At 69.0% G+C, this 16,855-nt stretch carries 15 protein-coding genes; 3 read left to right on the top strand and 12 right to left on the bottom strand.

Annotated elements, in window-relative coordinates:
* Positions 1 to 26 precede the first annotated feature (26 nt).
* From EGH21_RS07485 to EGH21_RS07465, 5 genes are all read right to left on the bottom strand, one after another.
* The gene (locus EGH21_RS07485; protein ID WP_220617849.1) at positions 27 to 1,070 is read right to left on the bottom strand and encodes a phosphate signaling complex PhoU family protein; all 1,044 of its coding nucleotides are present in this window, start codon (positions 1,068 to 1,070) and stop codon (positions 27 to 29) included.
* Between the two features lie 103 nt (positions 1,071 to 1,173).
* On the bottom strand, positions 1,174 to 2,094 hold the full coding sequence (pstB, locus tag EGH21_RS07480; RefSeq protein WP_220617848.1) for a phosphate ABC transporter ATP-binding protein PstB: 921 nt from the start codon (positions 2,092 to 2,094) through the stop codon (positions 1,174 to 1,176).
* On the bottom strand, positions 2,087 to 4,738 hold the full coding sequence (gene pstA, locus EGH21_RS07475) for a phosphate ABC transporter permease PstA (protein ID WP_220617847.1): 2,652 nt from the start codon (positions 4,736 to 4,738) through the stop codon (positions 2,087 to 2,089). The genes pstB and pstA overlap by 8 nt, the downstream gene beginning before the upstream one ends.
* Positions 4,735 to 5,856 (bottom strand): phosphate ABC transporter permease subunit PstC, encoded by a 1,122-nt coding sequence (gene pstC, locus EGH21_RS07470; protein ID WP_220617846.1) that lies wholly within the window; start codon positions 5,854 to 5,856, stop codon positions 4,735 to 4,737. Before pstC ends, pstA begins: the two co-directional genes overlap by 4 nt.
* 68 nt (positions 5,857 to 5,924) lie before the next feature.
* Positions 5,925 to 7,076 (bottom strand): substrate-binding domain-containing protein, encoded by a 1,152-nt coding sequence (locus tag EGH21_RS07465; RefSeq protein ID WP_220617845.1) that lies wholly within the window; start codon positions 7,074 to 7,076, stop codon positions 5,925 to 5,927.
* 256 nt (positions 7,077 to 7,332) lie between these two features.
* Here EGH21_RS07465 and EGH21_RS07460 point away from each other — a divergent pair, with 256 nt between their 5' ends.
* Both EGH21_RS07460 and EGH21_RS07455 read left to right on the top strand, forming a co-directional pair.
* On the top strand, positions 7,333 to 9,276 hold the full coding sequence (locus EGH21_RS07460; protein ID WP_220617844.1) for an alpha-amylase family glycosyl hydrolase: 1,944 nt from the start codon (positions 7,333 to 7,335) through the stop codon (positions 9,274 to 9,276).
* Positions 9,277 to 9,278: 2 nt separating this feature from the next.
* Complete coding sequence (locus EGH21_RS07455) at positions 9,279 to 10,916, top strand: alpha-amylase family protein (protein ID WP_220617843.1); 1,638 nt, start codon at positions 9,279 to 9,281, stop codon at positions 10,914 to 10,916.
* A gap of 438 nt (positions 10,917 to 11,354) precedes the next feature.
* On the opposite strand, the gene EGH21_RS07450 is transcribed toward EGH21_RS07455, so the two are convergent.
* From EGH21_RS07450 to EGH21_RS07420, 7 genes are all read right to left on the bottom strand, one after another.
* Positions 11,355 to 11,720, bottom strand: coding sequence for a rhodanese-like domain-containing protein (locus tag EGH21_RS07450; RefSeq protein WP_220617842.1), 366 nt, complete (start codon positions 11,718 to 11,720; stop codon positions 11,355 to 11,357).
* Between the two features lie 62 nt (positions 11,721 to 11,782).
* On the bottom strand, positions 11,783 to 12,325 hold the full coding sequence (locus EGH21_RS07445) for an NUDIX hydrolase (RefSeq protein WP_220617841.1): 543 nt from the start codon (positions 12,323 to 12,325) through the stop codon (positions 11,783 to 11,785).
* A complete protein-coding gene (locus tag EGH21_RS07440; RefSeq protein WP_220617840.1) occupies positions 12,322 to 12,744 on the bottom strand; it encodes a hypothetical protein in 423 nt (140 codons plus the stop codon). Before EGH21_RS07440 ends, EGH21_RS07445 begins: the two co-directional genes overlap by 4 nt.
* Positions 12,744 to 13,157 (bottom strand): DUF5809 family protein, encoded by a 414-nt coding sequence (locus tag EGH21_RS07435; RefSeq protein ID WP_220617839.1) that lies wholly within the window; start codon positions 13,155 to 13,157, stop codon positions 12,744 to 12,746. The genes EGH21_RS07440 and EGH21_RS07435 overlap by 1 nt, the downstream gene beginning before the upstream one ends.
* Before the next feature lie 24 nt (positions 13,158 to 13,181).
* Complete coding sequence (locus tag EGH21_RS07430) at positions 13,182 to 13,595, bottom strand: DUF5810 domain-containing protein (protein ID WP_220617838.1); 414 nt, start codon at positions 13,593 to 13,595, stop codon at positions 13,182 to 13,184.
* A 43-nt stretch (positions 13,596 to 13,638) separates the two neighbouring features.
* Positions 13,639 to 14,133 carry a ribosomal protein S18-alanine N-acetyltransferase gene (gene rimI, locus EGH21_RS07425; RefSeq protein WP_220617837.1) on the bottom strand — a complete coding sequence of 165 codons (495 nt, stop codon included), beginning with the start codon at positions 14,131 to 14,133 and terminating at the stop codon, positions 13,639 to 13,641.
* A 355-nt stretch (positions 14,134 to 14,488) separates the two neighbouring features.
* The gene (locus tag EGH21_RS07420) at positions 14,489 to 15,571 is read right to left on the bottom strand and encodes an aminopeptidase (RefSeq protein ID WP_220617836.1); all 1,083 of its coding nucleotides are present in this window, start codon (positions 15,569 to 15,571) and stop codon (positions 14,489 to 14,491) included.
* 210 nt (positions 15,572 to 15,781) lie between these two features.
* Between EGH21_RS07420 and EGH21_RS07415 the strand changes: the two genes are divergently transcribed.
* A complete protein-coding gene (locus EGH21_RS07415; protein WP_220617835.1) occupies positions 15,782 to 16,849 on the top strand; it encodes a Brp/Blh family beta-carotene 15,15'-dioxygenase in 1,068 nt (355 codons plus the stop codon).
* Positions 16,850 to 16,855 lie beyond the last annotated feature (6 nt).

The raw sequence follows: 16,855 nt of genomic DNA, 5'->3' as shown, positions 1-16,855 counted from the left end.
TAAGTCGGCGGTTTCGGGCGGCGGCCTCACTCCGCCGGCCGACCGTCGACCGTCGTCTCGACCGTCTGGTCGCCCAGTTCACCGTCGCGGATGGCGGTCCGCAGGGCGAGTTCGGCGACGTTCCCGCCGTGTTCGGCGGTCCGACGGATGCTGTCGAGGACGTGGGTGAGCCGGTACGGGGCGGTCGGCGACTCGAACAGGCGGCGGTCGAGCGCCTCGACGTCCGCCCGGAGCGCGTCGCGGGCGTGGAGCGCCTCGCGGGCCGACTCGACGCCCGCGTCGCCGACGATGGCGCGGACCGCGTCCTCGACGACGTCCCGGGCCGTCGCGGCGAGGTCGGCGACGGACTCGGCCGTGGCGTCGTCCATCGGGTCGTCGAATGCCTCGGCCGTCGTCGCGATGCGCTCGGCGTGGTCGGCGACCCGTTCGAGTTCTCTGGCCGTGACCCAGCAGACGAACAGTTCCGAGCGGGTCAACCCCAGCGCGTCCATCTCGTCGAAGCGGGCCAGTCCGCGCTCGAAGTAGCGGTCGACCATGGCGTACAGGCGGTCGGCCTGGTCGTCCCTGTCGGCGGGGCTGTCGACCGTCGTCGGACCGGTCAGGGCCGCCGTCGCGTCGCGGTGCATCGACAGCGCGACGAACTGGAGTTGCCGGACCGACTGTCTGATGGACACCTCGTCCGCGTCCAACAGCGTCCGGACCGTCATCGTCGTCGGCGTCGACTCGGTGACGGTGACGCCGGTGAGCGTCCGGGCGACGCGCTCGACGGCGCGCTGTTGTGCGTCGCCGAACCCGTCGGGCGCGTCGAGTTCGAGTACGTCGACGCCCGCGGCGTAGGCCGCGCGGAGGGCGCGTTCGATACACGTGGGGTCGGCGTGCGGGACCGTCAGGCTGAGGCGGCCCGTCGTCTCCCGGTCGCGCTCCTGTGCCTGAACGACGAGGACGCCGTCGATGTGCGTGTGGAGGTCGACGACCGACCCCGTCTCGATGCCGGCCACCTCGGCCCACTCTTTGGGGAGCGAGACGGTGTACGTGCCGCCGCCGACCTGCTGTATCTTGCGTGTTTCCATCGGTCGTGTGTCGTGGTAGTCACACCCACGCGGCGGGACGACGCCTCGCGTAGGGCACGATACGGTCGTGGTCGGTGCGCCGGACGCCGGCGCCCCGAGGCGTTCACCCGAACTTGCCGGTGATGTAGTCCTCGACGCGCTGGCTCTCGGGGTTCTCGAATATCTTGTCCGTGTCGTCGTACTCCACCAACTCGCCGCCGGTGAGGAAGACGGCCGTCTGGTCGGAGATGCGGGCCGCCTGCTGCATGTTGTGCGTGACGATGACGACGGTGTACTCCTTCGAGAGTTCCTCGACGAGGTCCTCTATCTTCGAGGTGGCGATGGGGTCCAGCGCCGACGCCGGTTCGTCCATCAGGATGACCTCGGGGTCGACGGCGAGACAGCGGGCGATGCAGAGCCGCTGTTGCTGGCCGCCCGACAGGCCCAGCGCGTTGTCGTCGAGTCGGTCCTCGACCTCGTCCCACAGCGCCGCCTGCTTCAGCGAGCGCTCGACGAGTTCGTACTCCGCCTCGGTGTCGTCGCGGCCGAACAGGCGCGCCAGCAGTCCCTTCTCGATGTTGCCGTGCTTGCGCGGGCCGTAGGAGATGTTCTCGCGGATGGACTTCGGGAAGGGGTTGGGCGACTGGAACACCATCCCGATGCGTTTGCGCAGTTCGACGAGGTTGGCGTTCGGGTCGTAGATTTCCGTCCCTTCGAGTTCGACCGACCCGTCGATTCGGGCGGCCTTGATTCGGTCGTTCATCCGGTTGAGACAGCGCAGGTACGTCGACTTCCCACAGCCCGAGGGACCGACGAGCGCCGTCACGGAGTTCTCGGGGATGTCCATGGAGACGTCCTTGAGCGCGTGGTCGTCCCCGTACCAGACGTTCAGGTCCTCGACGGAGAGCTTCGGCGTCCCCGCGAAGTCGTAGTCGGTCCACGCCTCGCGGACCCGCTCGTCGCTCTCGCCGGCCGTCGTCGTGGTCGTCTGGCTCGCTGTACGCCCCGTCGTCTCCGTCTCGCTGTCGTCAAGCGCGTTACTCATAGGTTAGCTTCCTCCGGAAGTAGGTCCGCGCCGTGATACCCACGGCGTAGAAGGTCAGTACGACCAGCAGCAGGACGAACGCCGACGCCCACCCCATCGAGGGGGAGCCGCTGACGCCGGCGGCGATGACCGCCCACACCTGCGTCGGCAGGGAGGCCGACGCCGAGAGGAGGGCGTCGTTGGCGACGAACGGCGGTTGCGCGGTGAAGCGGAAGCCGTCCAGCACCTGTGCCGACTCCGTCGCGTTCAGCGTCGACCCGAGCACGAGGATGAGCGGGGCCGTCTCGCCGGCGATGCGGCCGACGCCGAGGATGACGCCGGTGATGACGCCGGGCATCGCGGCCGGCACGACGACGCTCTTGATGGTCACCCACTGGGAAACGCCGAGCGCCGCGCTCGCGTCACGGTACTCGTCGGGAACGGCCTTGACCGCCTCGCGACTGGTGATGAGCACCAGCGGCAGGAGCATGAACCCGAGGACGAGCATCCCCGCGAGCAGGGACTCGTCGCCGCCCAGCCGAGGGATGAGGAAGGCGGCCCCGAACAGGCCGAAGACGATGCTCGGCGTACTCCAGAGCGCGTTCGTCGCTATCTCGACCAGCGCGGTGAAGCGGCCCTGTTCGGCGTACTCGGTGAGGAAGACGGCCGCGCCGACGCCCAGCGGCACCGCGAACAGCGTCGCGCCGGTGACCAGCCACACCGTGCCGACGACGGCGGGCAGGATGCCGCCGGGTTCGGCCCCCAGCGGGACGTACGTCTGCATCGTCATCGGCCACGAGAGTGTGCCGGCGTTGGCGACGCTGACGCCGAGGGCGGTGAACGACACCTTCGTCACGGCGACGTGCAGCCCCAGCAGCGTCAGGAAGCCGGCGACGCCGGTCAGGCCGAGAGACGTCTCCTCGCCCAGTAAGCGCCGCTGGAGCGTCTCGTCGGTCCGGCGTTTCGCGCGGGCGACCAGCGCCGTGGCCGCGAGTGACGCCACCGCGCCGGCCAGCGCGACGGCCGGGACGACGTTGACCGGGCCGACGCTGGGCGTGACCGTCGCCGTCGCCTGCAGGAAGAGGGCCGCCGTCAGCAGGGCGAGACCGCCGAACACGCCGAGCGTGAACAGCGTCGCGGCGTCCTGTGCGCGGTCGGCCAGCGCGCCCTCGCCGACGAGGACGCCGCCCAGCGGGAGCGCCGAGAGCGCGAGGGCGGCGAGGGCGGCCAGCACGACCACGGCGAGGCCGAGCGTCCCGCCCAGCGGGAGGCCGAGCGGGGTCGGGCCGACCAGCAGGAACAGGCCGGTCAGGGCGACGGTCCCCGCGACGGCGAGCGGGAGCGTCCGCCGAGCCGTCTCGACCCACTCGAAGCGACGCCCGACGTTGCGGAGCGAGCCGTACGACCGGAAGAAGTAGACCGACAGCGACAGCGCCGGGACGACGAGCAGGAGCGACCCGACCGTCGGTTCCGGCGTCACGGCGAGTGCGGTGTCGAGCGACCGTTGGGCCCGGTTGACCTGTACCGAGTAGGTGAACGGGTAGGCCAGTCGGTCGCCGGTGAGGAGGACCGAGAGGAGGACGGCCGCGACCGAGCCGACGGCGGCGAGCGGCAGGAGTCGGAACAACTGGCGCGCGCCGGTGTGCCAGTCACTCGTCCCCGCAGGCGTCCGCGCGGCGTTCGCCACGACCACGAGGAGCGGCGCGAGCAGGACGAGCGCCGAGAGCGCCCCGATGGTGAACCCGTGGAGCGCGTAGCCGACGCCTTTCACCGTCACGAACACGACGATGGTCGCCATGACGGCGACCATCAGGAACGCGTTCAGGTTGATGACGAGGAAGGCGCCGAACTCTCGGCCGCGGGCGCCGAACCCGGCGCGGCACTTCGCGGCCGCCCACGCCGAGAGAACCGCCCCGACGAGGACGAACAGCGGGACGACCGCGCCGCCGGTGAACCCGCCCGACAGCGACTGCGGGTTCCACTGCCAGCCGACGCCGACGGCGGCCGTGGCGATAGTGAGACCGAGCGTCCCGACGACGAGCGCCGCCGGAACCGTCGACCCGACGTCCTCGCGCGGGAGGACCGTCAGGGCCGTGAGCACCAGTCCGGCACCCAGCGCGACGGCGACCCACGCCGGCGAATCGAAGCCGACGAGCGAGCCACCGACTGCGGTCCCGATGGCCAGTCCGAGCGCGCCGAAGACGACGCCGGCGAGCAGGCCGGCGCTCGTGTTCGGACCGGTGTCGACCGCCTCCACGCGCGAGGCGAGGCCGGCAGTCGCGACGGCGACGGCCTCGACGACGAGCGTGAGGCCCAGCAGCGTCGCCAGCGTCACCGGGACCGCGTAGGCCAGCACCGTCAGACCGAGCGTGCTGCCGACCAGTCCGAGCGCGATGCCGCGGACCCGATGGGATTCGACGGGCGTGACGTTGGCCCACGAGGAGACGCCGACGATGCCGACGCCGCCGCCGACGACGGCCAGCACCGTCACGAGCGACTCGCCCAGTGCCGCGCCGCTGGCGTTCAGCGGGACGGCGTCGACGAGCGTGACCATCCCGAGCGCGAACGTCAGGACGCTCAGCCCGATGGCGGCGTCGAGGCCGCGGTCGTAGACGTTCGACTCCGCGTTGACCAGTGTCGTCTCGTCGGCGTATCCCTCGCTCATGCTTCACCCCGGAGTTTCTCTCGCATCTGGCGCTCGATGTACTGGGAGACGACGCTCATCCCCGCGACGATGACGAACAGCATCACGCCCGCGACGAACAGTACGTCGACCGTACTCTCCGAGGCGCTCCCGTAGTTGACCGCGATGAGGCTCGTCAGCGTCGCGCTCGCGTCGAAGAAGTCGAACAGCGGGTTCGCGAGGCCGACGCCGGCGGCCATGATGGCCGCGACGGCCATCGTCTCGCCGATGGCCCGGCCCAGTCCGAGGATGACCCCGGCGGAGATACCCGAGAACGCGGCGGGGATGGAGATGCTCTTCATCGTCTGCCAGCGAGTCGCACCCATCGCGATGGAGCCGTCACCCATCGCGTCGGGGACGCTGGAGAGGGCGTCCTCGCCGACGGAGACGACCGTCGGGAGCGCCATCACGCCGACGACCACGCCCGCGATGAGGAAGCTCGCGCCGTCGTCCAGGAACGACCGCTGGACGAACCCGTTCAACACCTGAAAGCCGATGAACCCGTAGACGATGGAGGGAATCCCGGCCAGCACCTCGACGCCGGGTTTGATTACCTCGCGCAGTCCGTCGCTGGCCACCTCGGCGATGAACAGCGCGCCGAACAGGCCCAGCGGTCCGGCGATGGCGCCCGCGACGAGCGTGACCATCACCGTCCCCCAGATGGCGGGAATCAGCGAGTAGGCCCCGCCGGCGGGGTTCCAGTAGCTCTCGCCGACCGGCAGAACGGATTCGAGCCAGAAGAACCAGCGCACCTCCCCGCCCTGAATCGGGACGAGCAAGAGCCCCAACCCGTGTTCGACGAACGCCGGGAGGGCGCTGGCGAAGAGGAAGATGGTGATGAAGGTGACAGTCAACACCGTCAACACGGTGGCGATTAGCGTCAGCAATCGTGCTATCTCGGCTTGGTACGTGACCCACCCCAGTGCGGTCACGAAGATGAACGCGCCGACCATCGGGACGGCGATGGCCGGGCGGAAGAGGAACACCAGAATCGTCGCCGCGAGCGTCGCCGCCGACGCGCCGACCGCCAGCAGTGACCCCTCTGTCGCGTCCCCGCCGAGTATCGTCTCTCGTGTGTTCGTTCGTACGTCGTCTATCATGTCGTTGTATCAAAAATCGATGCGGAAGTCGTGGTCTCTCCCCGACTGCTGTCCTCGACTCGCAGCGGTCAGACCTGGTCGGGCAGCTTGGCGCGTTGCTCTTCCAGACGGCGCTGACCGAGCGTGAAGTAGTTGTTCGGCGCGACGAAGGTTTCCTGCCCGAACGGGTGCAGGCACATGTTGATGACGGAGGCCTCCTTCTCGGAGGTGCCCTCCCAGGTGTATATGTGCAGGTCGCGCGAGAGCGGGTACTCCTTGGAGTCCAGGCCGTTCTGCTCGTCCTGGTAACTGTAGGTCGTCCCCTCCCACTCGAGGGCGATGGGGGCGAGGCCGTCCGTGTTGATGAACGCCAGCGCGAGGTAGCTGATGGCGTTGTCGGCCTGTGCGATGGCCTGTGCGAGGCGCTGGTTCTGGCCGTAGCGGTTGGCGACCTGCGTGTCCTCTTCGGGGTTGCCGAAGACGTTCGAGACGAAGGAGGTGCGGGTCCCCGAGCCCTTGACGCGGCCGAGCACCTGAATCTCCTTGTCCGGGCCACCGAGTTCGCTCCAGTTCGTGATGCGACCCTTGTAGAGGTCTTTGAGCTGCTGTCCGGTGATCTGCTCGACGCCGGCGTCGGCTATCTCCTGGGAGACGACCAGCGGCTGGCCGTCGACGGCGACGACGTGGTCGACGAACTGCTCGTAGGAGTCTCGGTCCGGGAGTTCGTCCTCGACGTTCCCCGAGGAGTTCCCGATGTCGTGCTGGCCGTTCATGACCTTCTCGACGCCGGTCCCGGAGTGCGAGAGGCCGACGGCGAAGGTGAACGGCGGGTCGCCGTCCTCGCCGGGTTCGAAGCCGTAGAGGCCCGCCCAGTAGTCGGCGAGATTCTTGTCGGTGTCGATGTCGTACTCGCCGTGAGGCCAGTATTCGGAGTCGCTGGCCGGTCGGTTGGCGTTCCAGTAGGACGCCGCGGTGTTGGAGACGGGGTAGACCGTCGAGGACCCACCGGCCTCCAGCGGGGAGATGGAACCGGACTCGCTCCCGCTGTCGGTGCTGTCGGTGTTCTCCATGCTCTCCGTGGACTCCCCGCCGGAGCTACCACCGTCGGAGCTACCGCCGTCGGAGCTACCGCCGTCGCCGCTCGAACACCCGGCGATGGCTGCCGCACCCGAAACCCCTGTGGCCGCGATGAACTTGCGCCGCGAGACACGGTCGGACAGCGTCTTTGAGTCCTGCGTCATCACCTGAAACAGGCCGGAGGAGTATTAAACTCGTTTATAATAGGGGTATTTTGGAGTATGAGCGGCCCGGTCCGCTCCGTATCGAGCGTAGTGGTACAGTCGGCTATATAGGCCGTGTAGCTCTCGGTTCGGGGCCGCACGTCGACGGTCGGTTCGGTGGGCGACGTCGCTCGCCCCGCCCCGACTCGGGCTCGTTTACAACGGGGGTTGTGGTCGTCTGCAAAATCTATTTACTATCCCTCTGGATAGTGCTGGTATGCCCCATCCTGGGCCACCGAGGTTTCTGGCTGTCGGAGAGGCCACACAACTGGCCCCACGCGACCCGGACCCGGACGCGACGTATCGCTGGCGAATCGCCGAGCAACCGGCGGCGAGCGCGGTCACACTCGACGACGCCCCGGTCGTTCGGTTCGAACCCGACGCACCCGGCGTGTACACCGTCGCACTCGACGCGCCCGAGGAGAGCTACGAACTGACCGTTCGCGTGTTCCCCGGAGACCTGTCCGTCCCCGGCCACTTCCTCGACGAGTTCGCCGGGCGGAGCGGGGGCGCGGGCGACGGAACCAACACCGGCGTGCCGATGAGCGCGAGCGGGAGCGGGTCCGGCGTGGCCGCCCACGCCGGCCGCCGCGGCGGTGCAGGCCGGCCCCGTGTCGACCTCTCCGTCGACGTCGACGACGGCGTGGTGACGGTGCGGGCGGACGCGACGGCGGGCGTCGGCGGCACCGACGACGGGACGCTCGGCGTCGACTTCCGCGTCGACGACCGTGACTCGACCCCGCGCAGTTTCCGTGTGAGCACTCGGAAGGCCGTCTTCGGACTCGACGACGTCGACGGCTCGGTCCGGGTCCACGCCGTCGCGCTGGGCAAGCAGTACGGCGTTCCCACCGTGGTCACGGTACACGGAGACGGCACCGTCGAGTTCCCCAACGAACCGCCGACGTGGAGCACGGAGATGTCCGTCTACGAAGTGTACGTCCGGGGGTTCAAAGACCCCGACCCGGACCAGTCGGTGTTCGAGGTCATCGCCGAGAACCTCGACTACGTCCAGAGCCTCAGCGTCGACACCCTCTGGCTGACGCCCGTCCTCCAGCACGACGGGTTCGACCACGGTTACAACATCACCGACTTCCACTCGGTCGCCGACGACCTCGGCACGGAGGCGGAGTTCGAGCGGTTGGTCGAGGCGGCCCACGAACGGGACATGCACGTCCTCTTCGACCTCGTGTTGAACCACTCGGCGCGGGACCACGAGTTCTTCCAGCGGGCCGAGAGCGGCGACCCAGAGTACCGGGACTGGTACGAGTGGGAAGACGACGGGAGTCCCGCGACGTACTTCGAGTGGCCGTACATCGCCAACCTGAACTTCCGGAACCTCAAAGTCCGGCGCCACCTGCTCGACGCGGTCGAGAAGTGGGCCGGCTACGTCGACGGCTTCCGGTGTGACATGGCGTGGGCCGTCCCCATCTCGTTCTGGCGGGAGATTCGGGACCGCGTCCGCGCGCAGGACGAGACGTTCCTCCTGCTGGACGAGACCATCCCCTACGTCGCCGACTACCACCATCTGGCCTTCCAGACCCACTTCGACACCGAACTGTACAGCGCGTTCCGGTCCGTCGGGGCGGGCGACGCCGACGCCGAGGCCATCACGGACGCCATCGACGAGCGGACGCTGACCGGGTTCCCCGACGGCGCCGGGTTCCTCTGCTACGTCGAGAACCACGACGAAGAGCGCTACGTCGACGCCTGCGGTCGCGCCGCGACGGAGGCCGCCGCGGGCGCGCAGTTCACGCTCCCCGGCGTGCCGATGCTCTACGCCGGGCAGGAGATAGGCGAGCGAACCCGCCGGGGCGAGATTCACTGGGACCACGCCGACGAGGACCTGCGCGAGCACTACCGACGGCTCGCCGAGACCCGCGAGACGACGCCGGCGCTGGGGCCGGCCGGCGACTACGAACCGGTCCCCTACGAGAGCGACAGCGACGCCGTCGTGGCGTTCGCCCGCGAGGCCGACGAGCGCTACGTCGTCGCGCTCCACTTCGGCGAGGGGACCGCGTCCGTCTCGGTCCCCGGCGAACGAGTGGCGACGCGGGACGTGGTGACGGGCACGGACGTGGCCGGCGACGGCGACACCGTCACCGTCGAGAGCGTCGCCGTCCTCCCGACGGAGAACCAGCGAACTGACACAGGAGATATCTAAGTATGATACCGACCTACGACGAAGGATGGCACGAGGACGCAGTCGTCTACTCGCTAGACGTCAAGACGTTCAACGACAGCGACGGCGACGGCTGGGGCGACTTCCAGGGCGTCATCGACCGACTCGACTACCTCGACGAACTGGGCGTGGACTGTCTGTGGCTGCGCCCGTTCTACCCGAGTCCGCTCCGGGACAACGGCTACGACGTGGCCGACTACCGCGGGGTCGACGACCGACTCGGGACGCTCGCGGACTTCCAGGAGCTGTGTGAGCGGGCTCACGACCGCGACATCCGAATCCTGACCGACCTCGTGTTCAACCACACGTCGAGCGACCACGAGTGGTTCCAGCGCGCCCGCGAGGACCCCGACTCGGAGTACCACGACTACTACCTGTGGACCGACGACCTCGAGGGCGCCTACGAGACGATCAACATCTTCCCGGACCGCGAGGACGGCGTCTGGACCTACGACGAGGCCGCCGGGAAGCACTACTTCCACCAGTTCTACCACTTCCAGCCGGACCTCAACGTCGCGAACCCGGCGGTGCAGGAGGAGATATTCGACGTGTTGCGCTTCTGGATAGACCAGGGCGCGGACGGCTTCCGCATCGACGCCGCCCACCCGATGCAACAGGCCAAAGGCCACCACGGCCACCGGCTGGACGACCCGATGGGGCTGTTCAAGGAGATGCGCCGGGTGGTGCGCGACGAACAGGGCGACGCCGTCCTGCTGGCCGAGGCCGACGACCAGCCGGAGAACCTCGGCCACTACTTCGGCGACGGCGAGGCGTTCGACCTCCTGTTCAACTTCGTGCTGAACGTCCACCTCACCTACGGCGTCGGCGTCAAGGACACGTGGCCGCTGTACCGGGCCAACGAGATTCTGCCCGACATCGAAGGCTTCGGCCAGTGGGCGACATTCCTGCGGAACCACGACGAGTGGAACCTCCTCAAACTCCCGAACGAGACCATCGACCACGCCCGCGAGTACTTCGGCGACGAGGAGGGCGACTCGTGGATATTCGGCCGCGGCCACCGCCTCCGACTGGCCGACATGTACGACGCCGACCACGACCGCATCGCGATGGCCCACAGCCTCCTGCTCTCGCTGCCCGGGACGCCGGTGTTGCTCTCGGGCGACGAGATCGGGATGGGCGCGGATCTCTCGCTGCCCGAACGGGAGTCGGTCCGGACGCCGATGCAGTGGGACGACAGCGAGAACGGCGGCTTCTCGTCGGCCGACCCAGCGGACCTGTACAACCCCGTCGTCGACGAGGGGCGGTTCAGCTACGAGCACGTCAACGTCGCCGACCAGCGCGACGACCCCGACTCCCTGCTCTCGCGCGTCCAGCGACTCGTCCACGCCCACCACGACCACCCGGTCATCAACGACGGCGAGTACACTATCGTCGACTCCGGGCACAAGGACGTCTTCGTCCACCGTATCGACCACGAGGGGACGGCCCTCATGTGTGTGCACAACTTCGCCGACGAGTACCGCGAGCCAGTCGTCGGGTTCGAGGTGCCCGACGTCGCGACGGAGAAAGTCGTCGGCACCGGCGGCTACCACGTCGAGGACGGCGGCGTCACCTTCCTGCTGGACCCGTGTGACTACGTCTGGCTCGAAGCGGACCTGTAGCACGGGCGCACACTGCGCCCGCTCGGTCCGACCACGACGTCCGGACGCAGCGGGGTCGGCGGGGCGTCGGTCCCGAGTCGGACACCAGCGGCCGATGGACGACTTTTTCAGCGTCGGTAGTGTACCCAGTGTCGGTGGCGATGACGAGCAGTTACCCCCGCTGAGCCCCTTGTGACGATGCGTTTTTCGACCGAGCCACCACACTCTCACCGAACAGCGAGGGCTATCGAACGACCACGGTCGGCGATAGACGGCAGCTTCGAGTTTGTTCGTCTCCGGCGTCGAAGTGCCTCTCAGAGACACGCACAGACGACGGTTCGACGGTTCGGCGAGGGCATCGAGGCGTATCCCGAGGGCCAGTCACTCGGTGAAGTCGTCCGGTTCGCCCGCTTCCTGCGGACCTGTCACGAGTGCCGCCGCGACGCCGAGATGGCCGACTCAGAACGGGGCGTCCGGGCCTTCGTCGGCCGCTGCTTCGGCCGCCTCTGCCGCCGTGGCGTCTTCGAGCGGCCCGTCCCACCCGTCGAGGCCGGGTCCGAAGCTCTCGACCGTCCCGTCGAACCCTTCGTAGGAGGCCAGCAGGCGGGCGGCCTGCACGCTCGATTTCCCGTGGGGACACACCGTCACGACGCGGTCCGCGCTCTCGAACCGTTCGACCTCGTCGACGAGCGACTGGAACGGGACGTTCTCGCTGCCGGGGATGTGGCCTCGCTGGAAGGCCGCCGGCGGGCGGATGTCCACGACACGGGCGTCCTCGTCGTCGAGTAGCGACCGGAGTTCCTCGGTCCCGATTTCGCCGTCCATGTGGGACTGCTAGCGGTCGATACCTAAACGTTCACCGGACGTAGACGCCGACGCCCACCGACTCAGAGCAAGTCCTCGGCCCGTGCGAGCAGGATACCCTCGATAGTGGCGTCGTTGGCAGGTTCGCGGCGGGCGACGTCGAGTGCGTCCGCGATAGGGACCGTCGTCACCGAGAGGAACTCGTTGTCGTCGAGGCTCTGGTCGACCGGCGTCAACCCCTCGGCGAAGACGATGCCGCGTCGGTGGCGCAACACGCCCGTCGAACACCAGAACTCCTCCAGCAGCGAGACGCCGCTGGGTTCGAACCCCGTCTCCTCGCGGAGTTCGCGGGCGCCGGCGGTCGTGTAGGACTCGCCGTCCTCGACGATGCCGGCGGGGAGTTCGAGACACTGCTCGCGGATGGTCGGCCGGAACTGGTCGACGAAGACGAGTTCGTCGCCCGTTCGCGCGACGACGACGACGGCGTCGGGCAGTTCCGCCCAGTAGTAGTCCTTCTCGGAGCCGTCGGGTTGGCGCACGCGGTCGTAGCCACCGGTGTACCACCCCGTCTCGTACTCCGCTTCGGATTCGACGACGGGCCAGTCGTGGGTCGGCTCTCGGCTCATGGTTGCTGTGTCACCGCGAGGCGGTAAAGCGTACCGTCGTGGCGGACCAGCACCGTCTCGTCGTCGGCCGCCTCGGGCACTCGCTGGCGGAGGGCGTCGAGTTCGTCGAACGGCGAGTGCGTGAACGCGCCTTTCAGCCCGACTGGGCCGCGCCAGTAGGGGTCGGATCGGCCAGCCCCGTCGCTCCCGTTGGCCGTCGCGTTTGCGAGCGCCGCCGTCGTGTAGGGGTACCGCTGGGCCGAGAGGGCGCTCGCGTTCACGGCGCTCCCGTTCGCGTCGACGGCACTCGCGTTCTCGGCCGTGGCGGTGAGGTAGTACGGGTCGCCGCTCTTGAGGTAACTCGGGAGCGCCCCCAGCGCCAGCAAGAGGACGACGACGACGGCCACGCCGATAACGAAGTTCCGGGTGACCGTGCGCATCAGACGACCTCGCTGTACACGCGACCGAACGCCTGCCGGCGGAGGGTCCCGACGGCGGCCCTGCGCTCGGACTGGAACGTCGCCGCCACCGCCTCGTCGGCGAACGGCGGGGCGTGCCAGACGACGTTGTCGACGTTCTCGGACCCGACGACGGTGACCTCGTGGTCCGTGTCGGCCCGCCACGACTCGAACTCCTCGCTGGTCCCGACGGTCACGGCGAGCGACTCGGCGAAGAGGACGTCACGCGCCGTCTCGACCACGTCGCTCGTGACTCGCTCCTCGTACTCGTCGGCGTCCAGTCCCATCGCCTTCGCGACTTCCTTGACCACGACCTGTGCGGTCGGGCCGAACGACTCGTAGCGGTCACGCGCCTCGGCGACTGTGGTCGGCGAGAACTGCCCCTCGGTCTCCATGCGCGGGTCTAGGGGACGGCGGGCTTATTCGGTTTCGCCTTCGGACGCGTCGTCCGCCTCGTCGTCCAACATCTCGCGGGTGAGGTCACGGGCCTCGGCGAGGACTTCCCGGTCGTCGTCGCTCATCGACCGCCCGCGCTGACTGTCGGCCCCCGGCGGCAGGTCGCTCGTCGGGGCGCGGTCGTGTCCGTCGCCGTGGTCGTGGTCGTGGTCGTCGAGGCCGCTCTCCTCGAACACCTGCGGGAACTCCGTCTCCTCGGCGTGGTCGACGACGGCCTCGGCCAGTTCCGATTCGCCCATCTGGCCCCAGTCGTCGACGGTGTCGTCCAGCCACGTCTCGTGGTCGTCGCCACCGGTCAGCGCCGTGAAGGCGAGGTGGTTCGCGAGGTGGCCGGCGTCTGACTGCGGGTCACCACACACTGGACAGGCGTATCCCATCGTACGTCCACAGAGACGGCCCGGACGTATATGCCGTCGGGTCTCAGAGCAAGCGGACCATCACGAGCGCGTTCTCGCCGTTGCTGTAGTAGTTCGGGATGGTCTTGCGGTGTTCGAAGCCGAACTGTCGATACAGCCGTCGCGCGCCGTGGTTGTCGGCCCGGACCTCCAGTTTGACCGACCCGGCGCCCGTCACCGCGAGGACGCCGAGGGCCCGTTCCAGCAGTGCGCTGGCGACGCCCTCGCGCCGGTACTCGTCGCGGACCGCGATGTCCTTGATGTGCCCGAGCGGCGTCCCGTGGTTCGGGACGGTGTCGGCGACGACGTAGCCCGCCACCGACGGGACGTCCTCGGGGCCGTCGGCTTCGGCCACCAGGAATCCCTCCTCGCCGAGGTAGCTCTCAAGCGCCGAGAACGGCCACGGTTGCGGGAACGCCGACTGCTCGATGCGGTGAATCTCCAGCAGGTCGGCCCGCTCTGCCTGCCTCACCCGTGGGCTGTCGGCCCCGTCGGGTCCCTCCGGTGCGACGGTCGTCACGTCTCGGGGTATGGTGTGATAGCACAAAGGTGTTGCCGCCGATTCGTCGGCCAGAACGCGACCGTGTGCAGAGCGGAGTATCGCGTTTGAAATTCAGGGGAGACGACGTATCGCGAGACGGCGAGGCCGGAAGCTTCTTAATTATCACCGTCGAAGCTACGGGTGCACCCACTTTGGGTGCCACCACCCCCCACCCCCACCCCCTCTTTCCGATCTCTACCGTTCCGAGTGCCGACGCGAGTCCGACAGCCGTGTGGCCGGGCGTCGAGTCTGTCGCGTCGGCGTCGGACGAGATGCGTGGCGTCGGTGACCGCCGCTCACGACGTTCGCGGCTGCTCGCGACGCTCGAACCCCCTTACTCCCACCGAAACTGCCCGTCCTCCTGTACGATTTCCCCGTCGACCTCCAACCGCGACCCTTCGCCCATCGTCGTGATGAGGTCCTCGTGGACCGCGCTGTCGTTGCCGGCCGCGCCCTCGGGCAGGCAGGCGTCGTAGGCCCGTCCCAGCGCCAGATGGACGGTGCCGCCCATCTTCTCGTCGAAGAGGATGTTGTCGGTGATGCGGTCGACGCCGCGGTTCATCCCGACGCCGAGTTCGCCGAGGCGGCGCGCGCCCTCGTCCGTCTCCAGGACCTCCTCGACGACGGCCTCGCCCTGCGCGGCCGCGAAGTCGACGACTGCGCCGTCCTCGAAGGTCAGTTCCACGTCCCGCACCCGCCGACCCTGAATCGTCATCGGCACGTCGAACGTGACGACGCCCTCGGTTCCCTCGGGGGCGGTGAACACCTCGCCCGAGGGGAGGTTGTGCGAGCCGTAGGCGACGCTGGCCGCGGAGTTGACCGCGGTGCGGCCCGCGATGGACATCGTGAGGTCGGTGCCGTCGGCGACGATTCGCACCGTCTCGCCGTCGTCCAGAATCGTCTTCAGTCGTGCCTGTTCCTCGGCCAGCGCCTCCCAGTCCCGGAGCGTGGCGTCGTAGACGAAGTCCGCGTAGGCCTCGTAGGCCATCCCGGCCTGCTGGGCCATCGCCCGCGTCGGGTGCTGGGTCGACACCCAGTCGGTGTCGAGACGGGCCTCGCGGATGCCCCGCCGGGCCTTCGAGTGGGCCTGTCGCCGGTCGCTGGGCACGTCGGCGGTGCCGGCGGTGTTGTGCGTGCCCTTCAGAATCAACACGCTGTCGGCCCGGTCGTACATCGCGAGTTCGTACTCGGGGTCGGCGTCGAACTCGCCGTCGTGGGCCCGGAGGTAAGCGCGGCGCAGTTCGTCGGACCCGTACGTCGCCAACAGATTGGCGTCCCGCCGTCCGAGTTGCTCGGCGACGGCGACGGCGAGGTCGTGTGCCCCCTCGTCGACCTGTACGACGACGTCGTCGCCCGCCTCGATGCGGGCGCTCCAGTCCACCAGCGTCCGTGCGTGTTCGCGTACGCGGTCGTCCATGCGCCCGTCGACGGGCGGCGAGTGGGAAAGCGTACCGCTGTCGGTCGGGTCACCCGATTCGCGCGAGCGTCGACGCGCGGTCGTGTGCACCCATCTGGCTGGTACGGACGCCGCAGTGACGAACAGGGGAGAGCGGACTCGCTCGGAGTTGAAAAACGCCCCCAACATCGCGGGCCGCCGTTGACCCGGAAATCGTCCCTAGGGCCCGCCATGAGTGGGAAGACGCTCACACGGCTCGGGCACCGGTCACTGCCTGCGCTGACGGGTGACAACCGGTTTCTCACGGTGTCACGGGTGGGACTGGTCGCCGTCTGTCTGGCGTTCCTCGGCCTCCGGGCGGCGGGCGTGTCGCTGTCCCTGTCGACGCAGGCGGGCATCTACCTGTTCGGGATGGTCGCGCTGAACCTGCCACACGGAGGCTACGAACACTTCGCGAACCTCCGGCGGCGCGAACTCGACTTCCGGTGGCGCTACCTCGGCTGCTATCTGGGGCTGGTCGGGGCGTTCGTCGCCCTGTTCGTCGTCGCGCCCGTCGCCGGACTGGCGCTGGCGATCGGCGTGGCGGTGGCGAAGGGGGGATTCGGTGGCCTCGCGGTGCTCGACGCGACCAGCGGCACCGACCACCTGCCAGCGCGGTGGCAACGGGCGCTCGCCGCCCTCGTCCGCGGCGGCGCGGTGATGGCCGTCCCGCTCGTCGCGTGGCCCGGCGTCTTCCAGACGTTCAGCCACCACATGGTCGCTATCTTCGACCCCGGGGCGCTGTTGCCGTACACGCCGTACTTCGAGACGACGCGGTGGGTCGTCGGCGGCGGGTGGCTGGCGGCGGCGCTAGCACACGTCGGCGTCGGCTTCCGCCGCGGCGGCGGCCGGTCGTGGCTCGTCGACGCCGCCGAGACGGCCCTGCTGGGGGCGTACTTCGTCGTCGTCCCCGTGGTCGTCGCCGTCGGCCTGTACTTCCCGCTGTGGTACTCCACGCGGCAGGTGGGCCGCGACGTGGCTATCGACGCCGCGCGCGGGACCGGCGGCCCGGACGTCCTCGACTTCGAGGAGCCACAGCGCGTCGCGCTGGCGGCGTGGGGCCTGCTGATGGCCGGCGCGGTGCTGACCTTCCTGCTCGCCGGCCTGCTGTACCGCTTCGCGCCGAACCCGCTGGGGTCGGCCTCGCCGCTAGTCGGCGGCGTCGCCTTCTGGAGCGTCTTCGTCTCCATCGTCGCCCTCCCCCACGTCGTCGTCGGCGACTGGCTCGACCGTCGGCAGGGCATCTGGTTCGTGCCCTGAGTCCAC

It is taken from the genome of Haloarcula rubra (genome assembly GCF_019599465.1).
In the GTDB taxonomy this organism is placed as follows: Archaea; Halobacteriota; Halobacteria; order Halobacteriales; family Haloarculaceae; genus Haloarcula; species Haloarcula rubra.
This window is presented reverse-complemented; position numbering and strand designations above follow the sequence as displayed.

Excerpts from the sequence above, each read along its gene's own strand:
- EGH21_RS07485 (WP_220617849.1), bottom strand. The coding sequence starts at position 1,070 with ATGGAAACACGCAAGATACAGCAGGTCGGCGGCGGCACGTACACCGTC.
- pstB (WP_220617848.1), bottom strand. The coding sequence starts at position 2,094 with ATGAGTAACGCGCTTGACGACAGCGAGACGGAGACGACGGGGCGTACA.
- pstA (WP_220617847.1), bottom strand. The coding sequence starts at position 4,738 with ATGAGCGAGGGATACGCCGACGAGACGACACTGGTCAACGCGGAGTCG.
- pstC (WP_220617846.1), bottom strand. The coding sequence starts at position 5,856 with ATGATAGACGACGTACGAACGAACACACGAGAGACGATACTCGGCGGG.
- EGH21_RS07465 (WP_220617845.1), bottom strand. The coding sequence starts at position 7,076 with ATGACGCAGGACTCAAAGACGCTGTCCGACCGTGTCTCGCGGCGCAAG.
- EGH21_RS07460 (WP_220617844.1), top strand. The coding sequence starts at position 7,333 with ATGCCCCATCCTGGGCCACCGAGGTTTCTGGCTGTCGGAGAGGCCACA.
- EGH21_RS07455 (WP_220617843.1), top strand. The coding sequence starts at position 9,279 with ATGATACCGACCTACGACGAAGGATGGCACGAGGACGCAGTCGTCTAC.
- EGH21_RS07450 (WP_220617842.1), bottom strand. The coding sequence starts at position 11,720 with ATGGACGGCGAAATCGGGACCGAGGAACTCCGGTCGCTACTCGACGAC.
- EGH21_RS07445 (WP_220617841.1), bottom strand. The coding sequence starts at position 12,325 with ATGAGCCGAGAGCCGACCCACGACTGGCCCGTCGTCGAATCCGAAGCG.
- EGH21_RS07440 (WP_220617840.1), bottom strand. The coding sequence starts at position 12,744 with ATGCGCACGGTCACCCGGAACTTCGTTATCGGCGTGGCCGTCGTCGTC.
- EGH21_RS07435 (WP_220617839.1), bottom strand. The coding sequence starts at position 13,157 with ATGGAGACCGAGGGGCAGTTCTCGCCGACCACAGTCGCCGAGGCGCGT.
- EGH21_RS07430 (WP_220617838.1), bottom strand. The coding sequence starts at position 13,595 with ATGGGATACGCCTGTCCAGTGTGTGGTGACCCGCAGTCAGACGCCGGC.
- EGH21_RS07420 (WP_220617836.1), bottom strand. The coding sequence starts at position 15,571 with ATGGACGACCGCGTACGCGAACACGCACGGACGCTGGTGGACTGGAGC.
- EGH21_RS07415 (WP_220617835.1), top strand. The coding sequence starts at position 15,782 with ATGAGTGGGAAGACGCTCACACGGCTCGGGCACCGGTCACTGCCTGCG.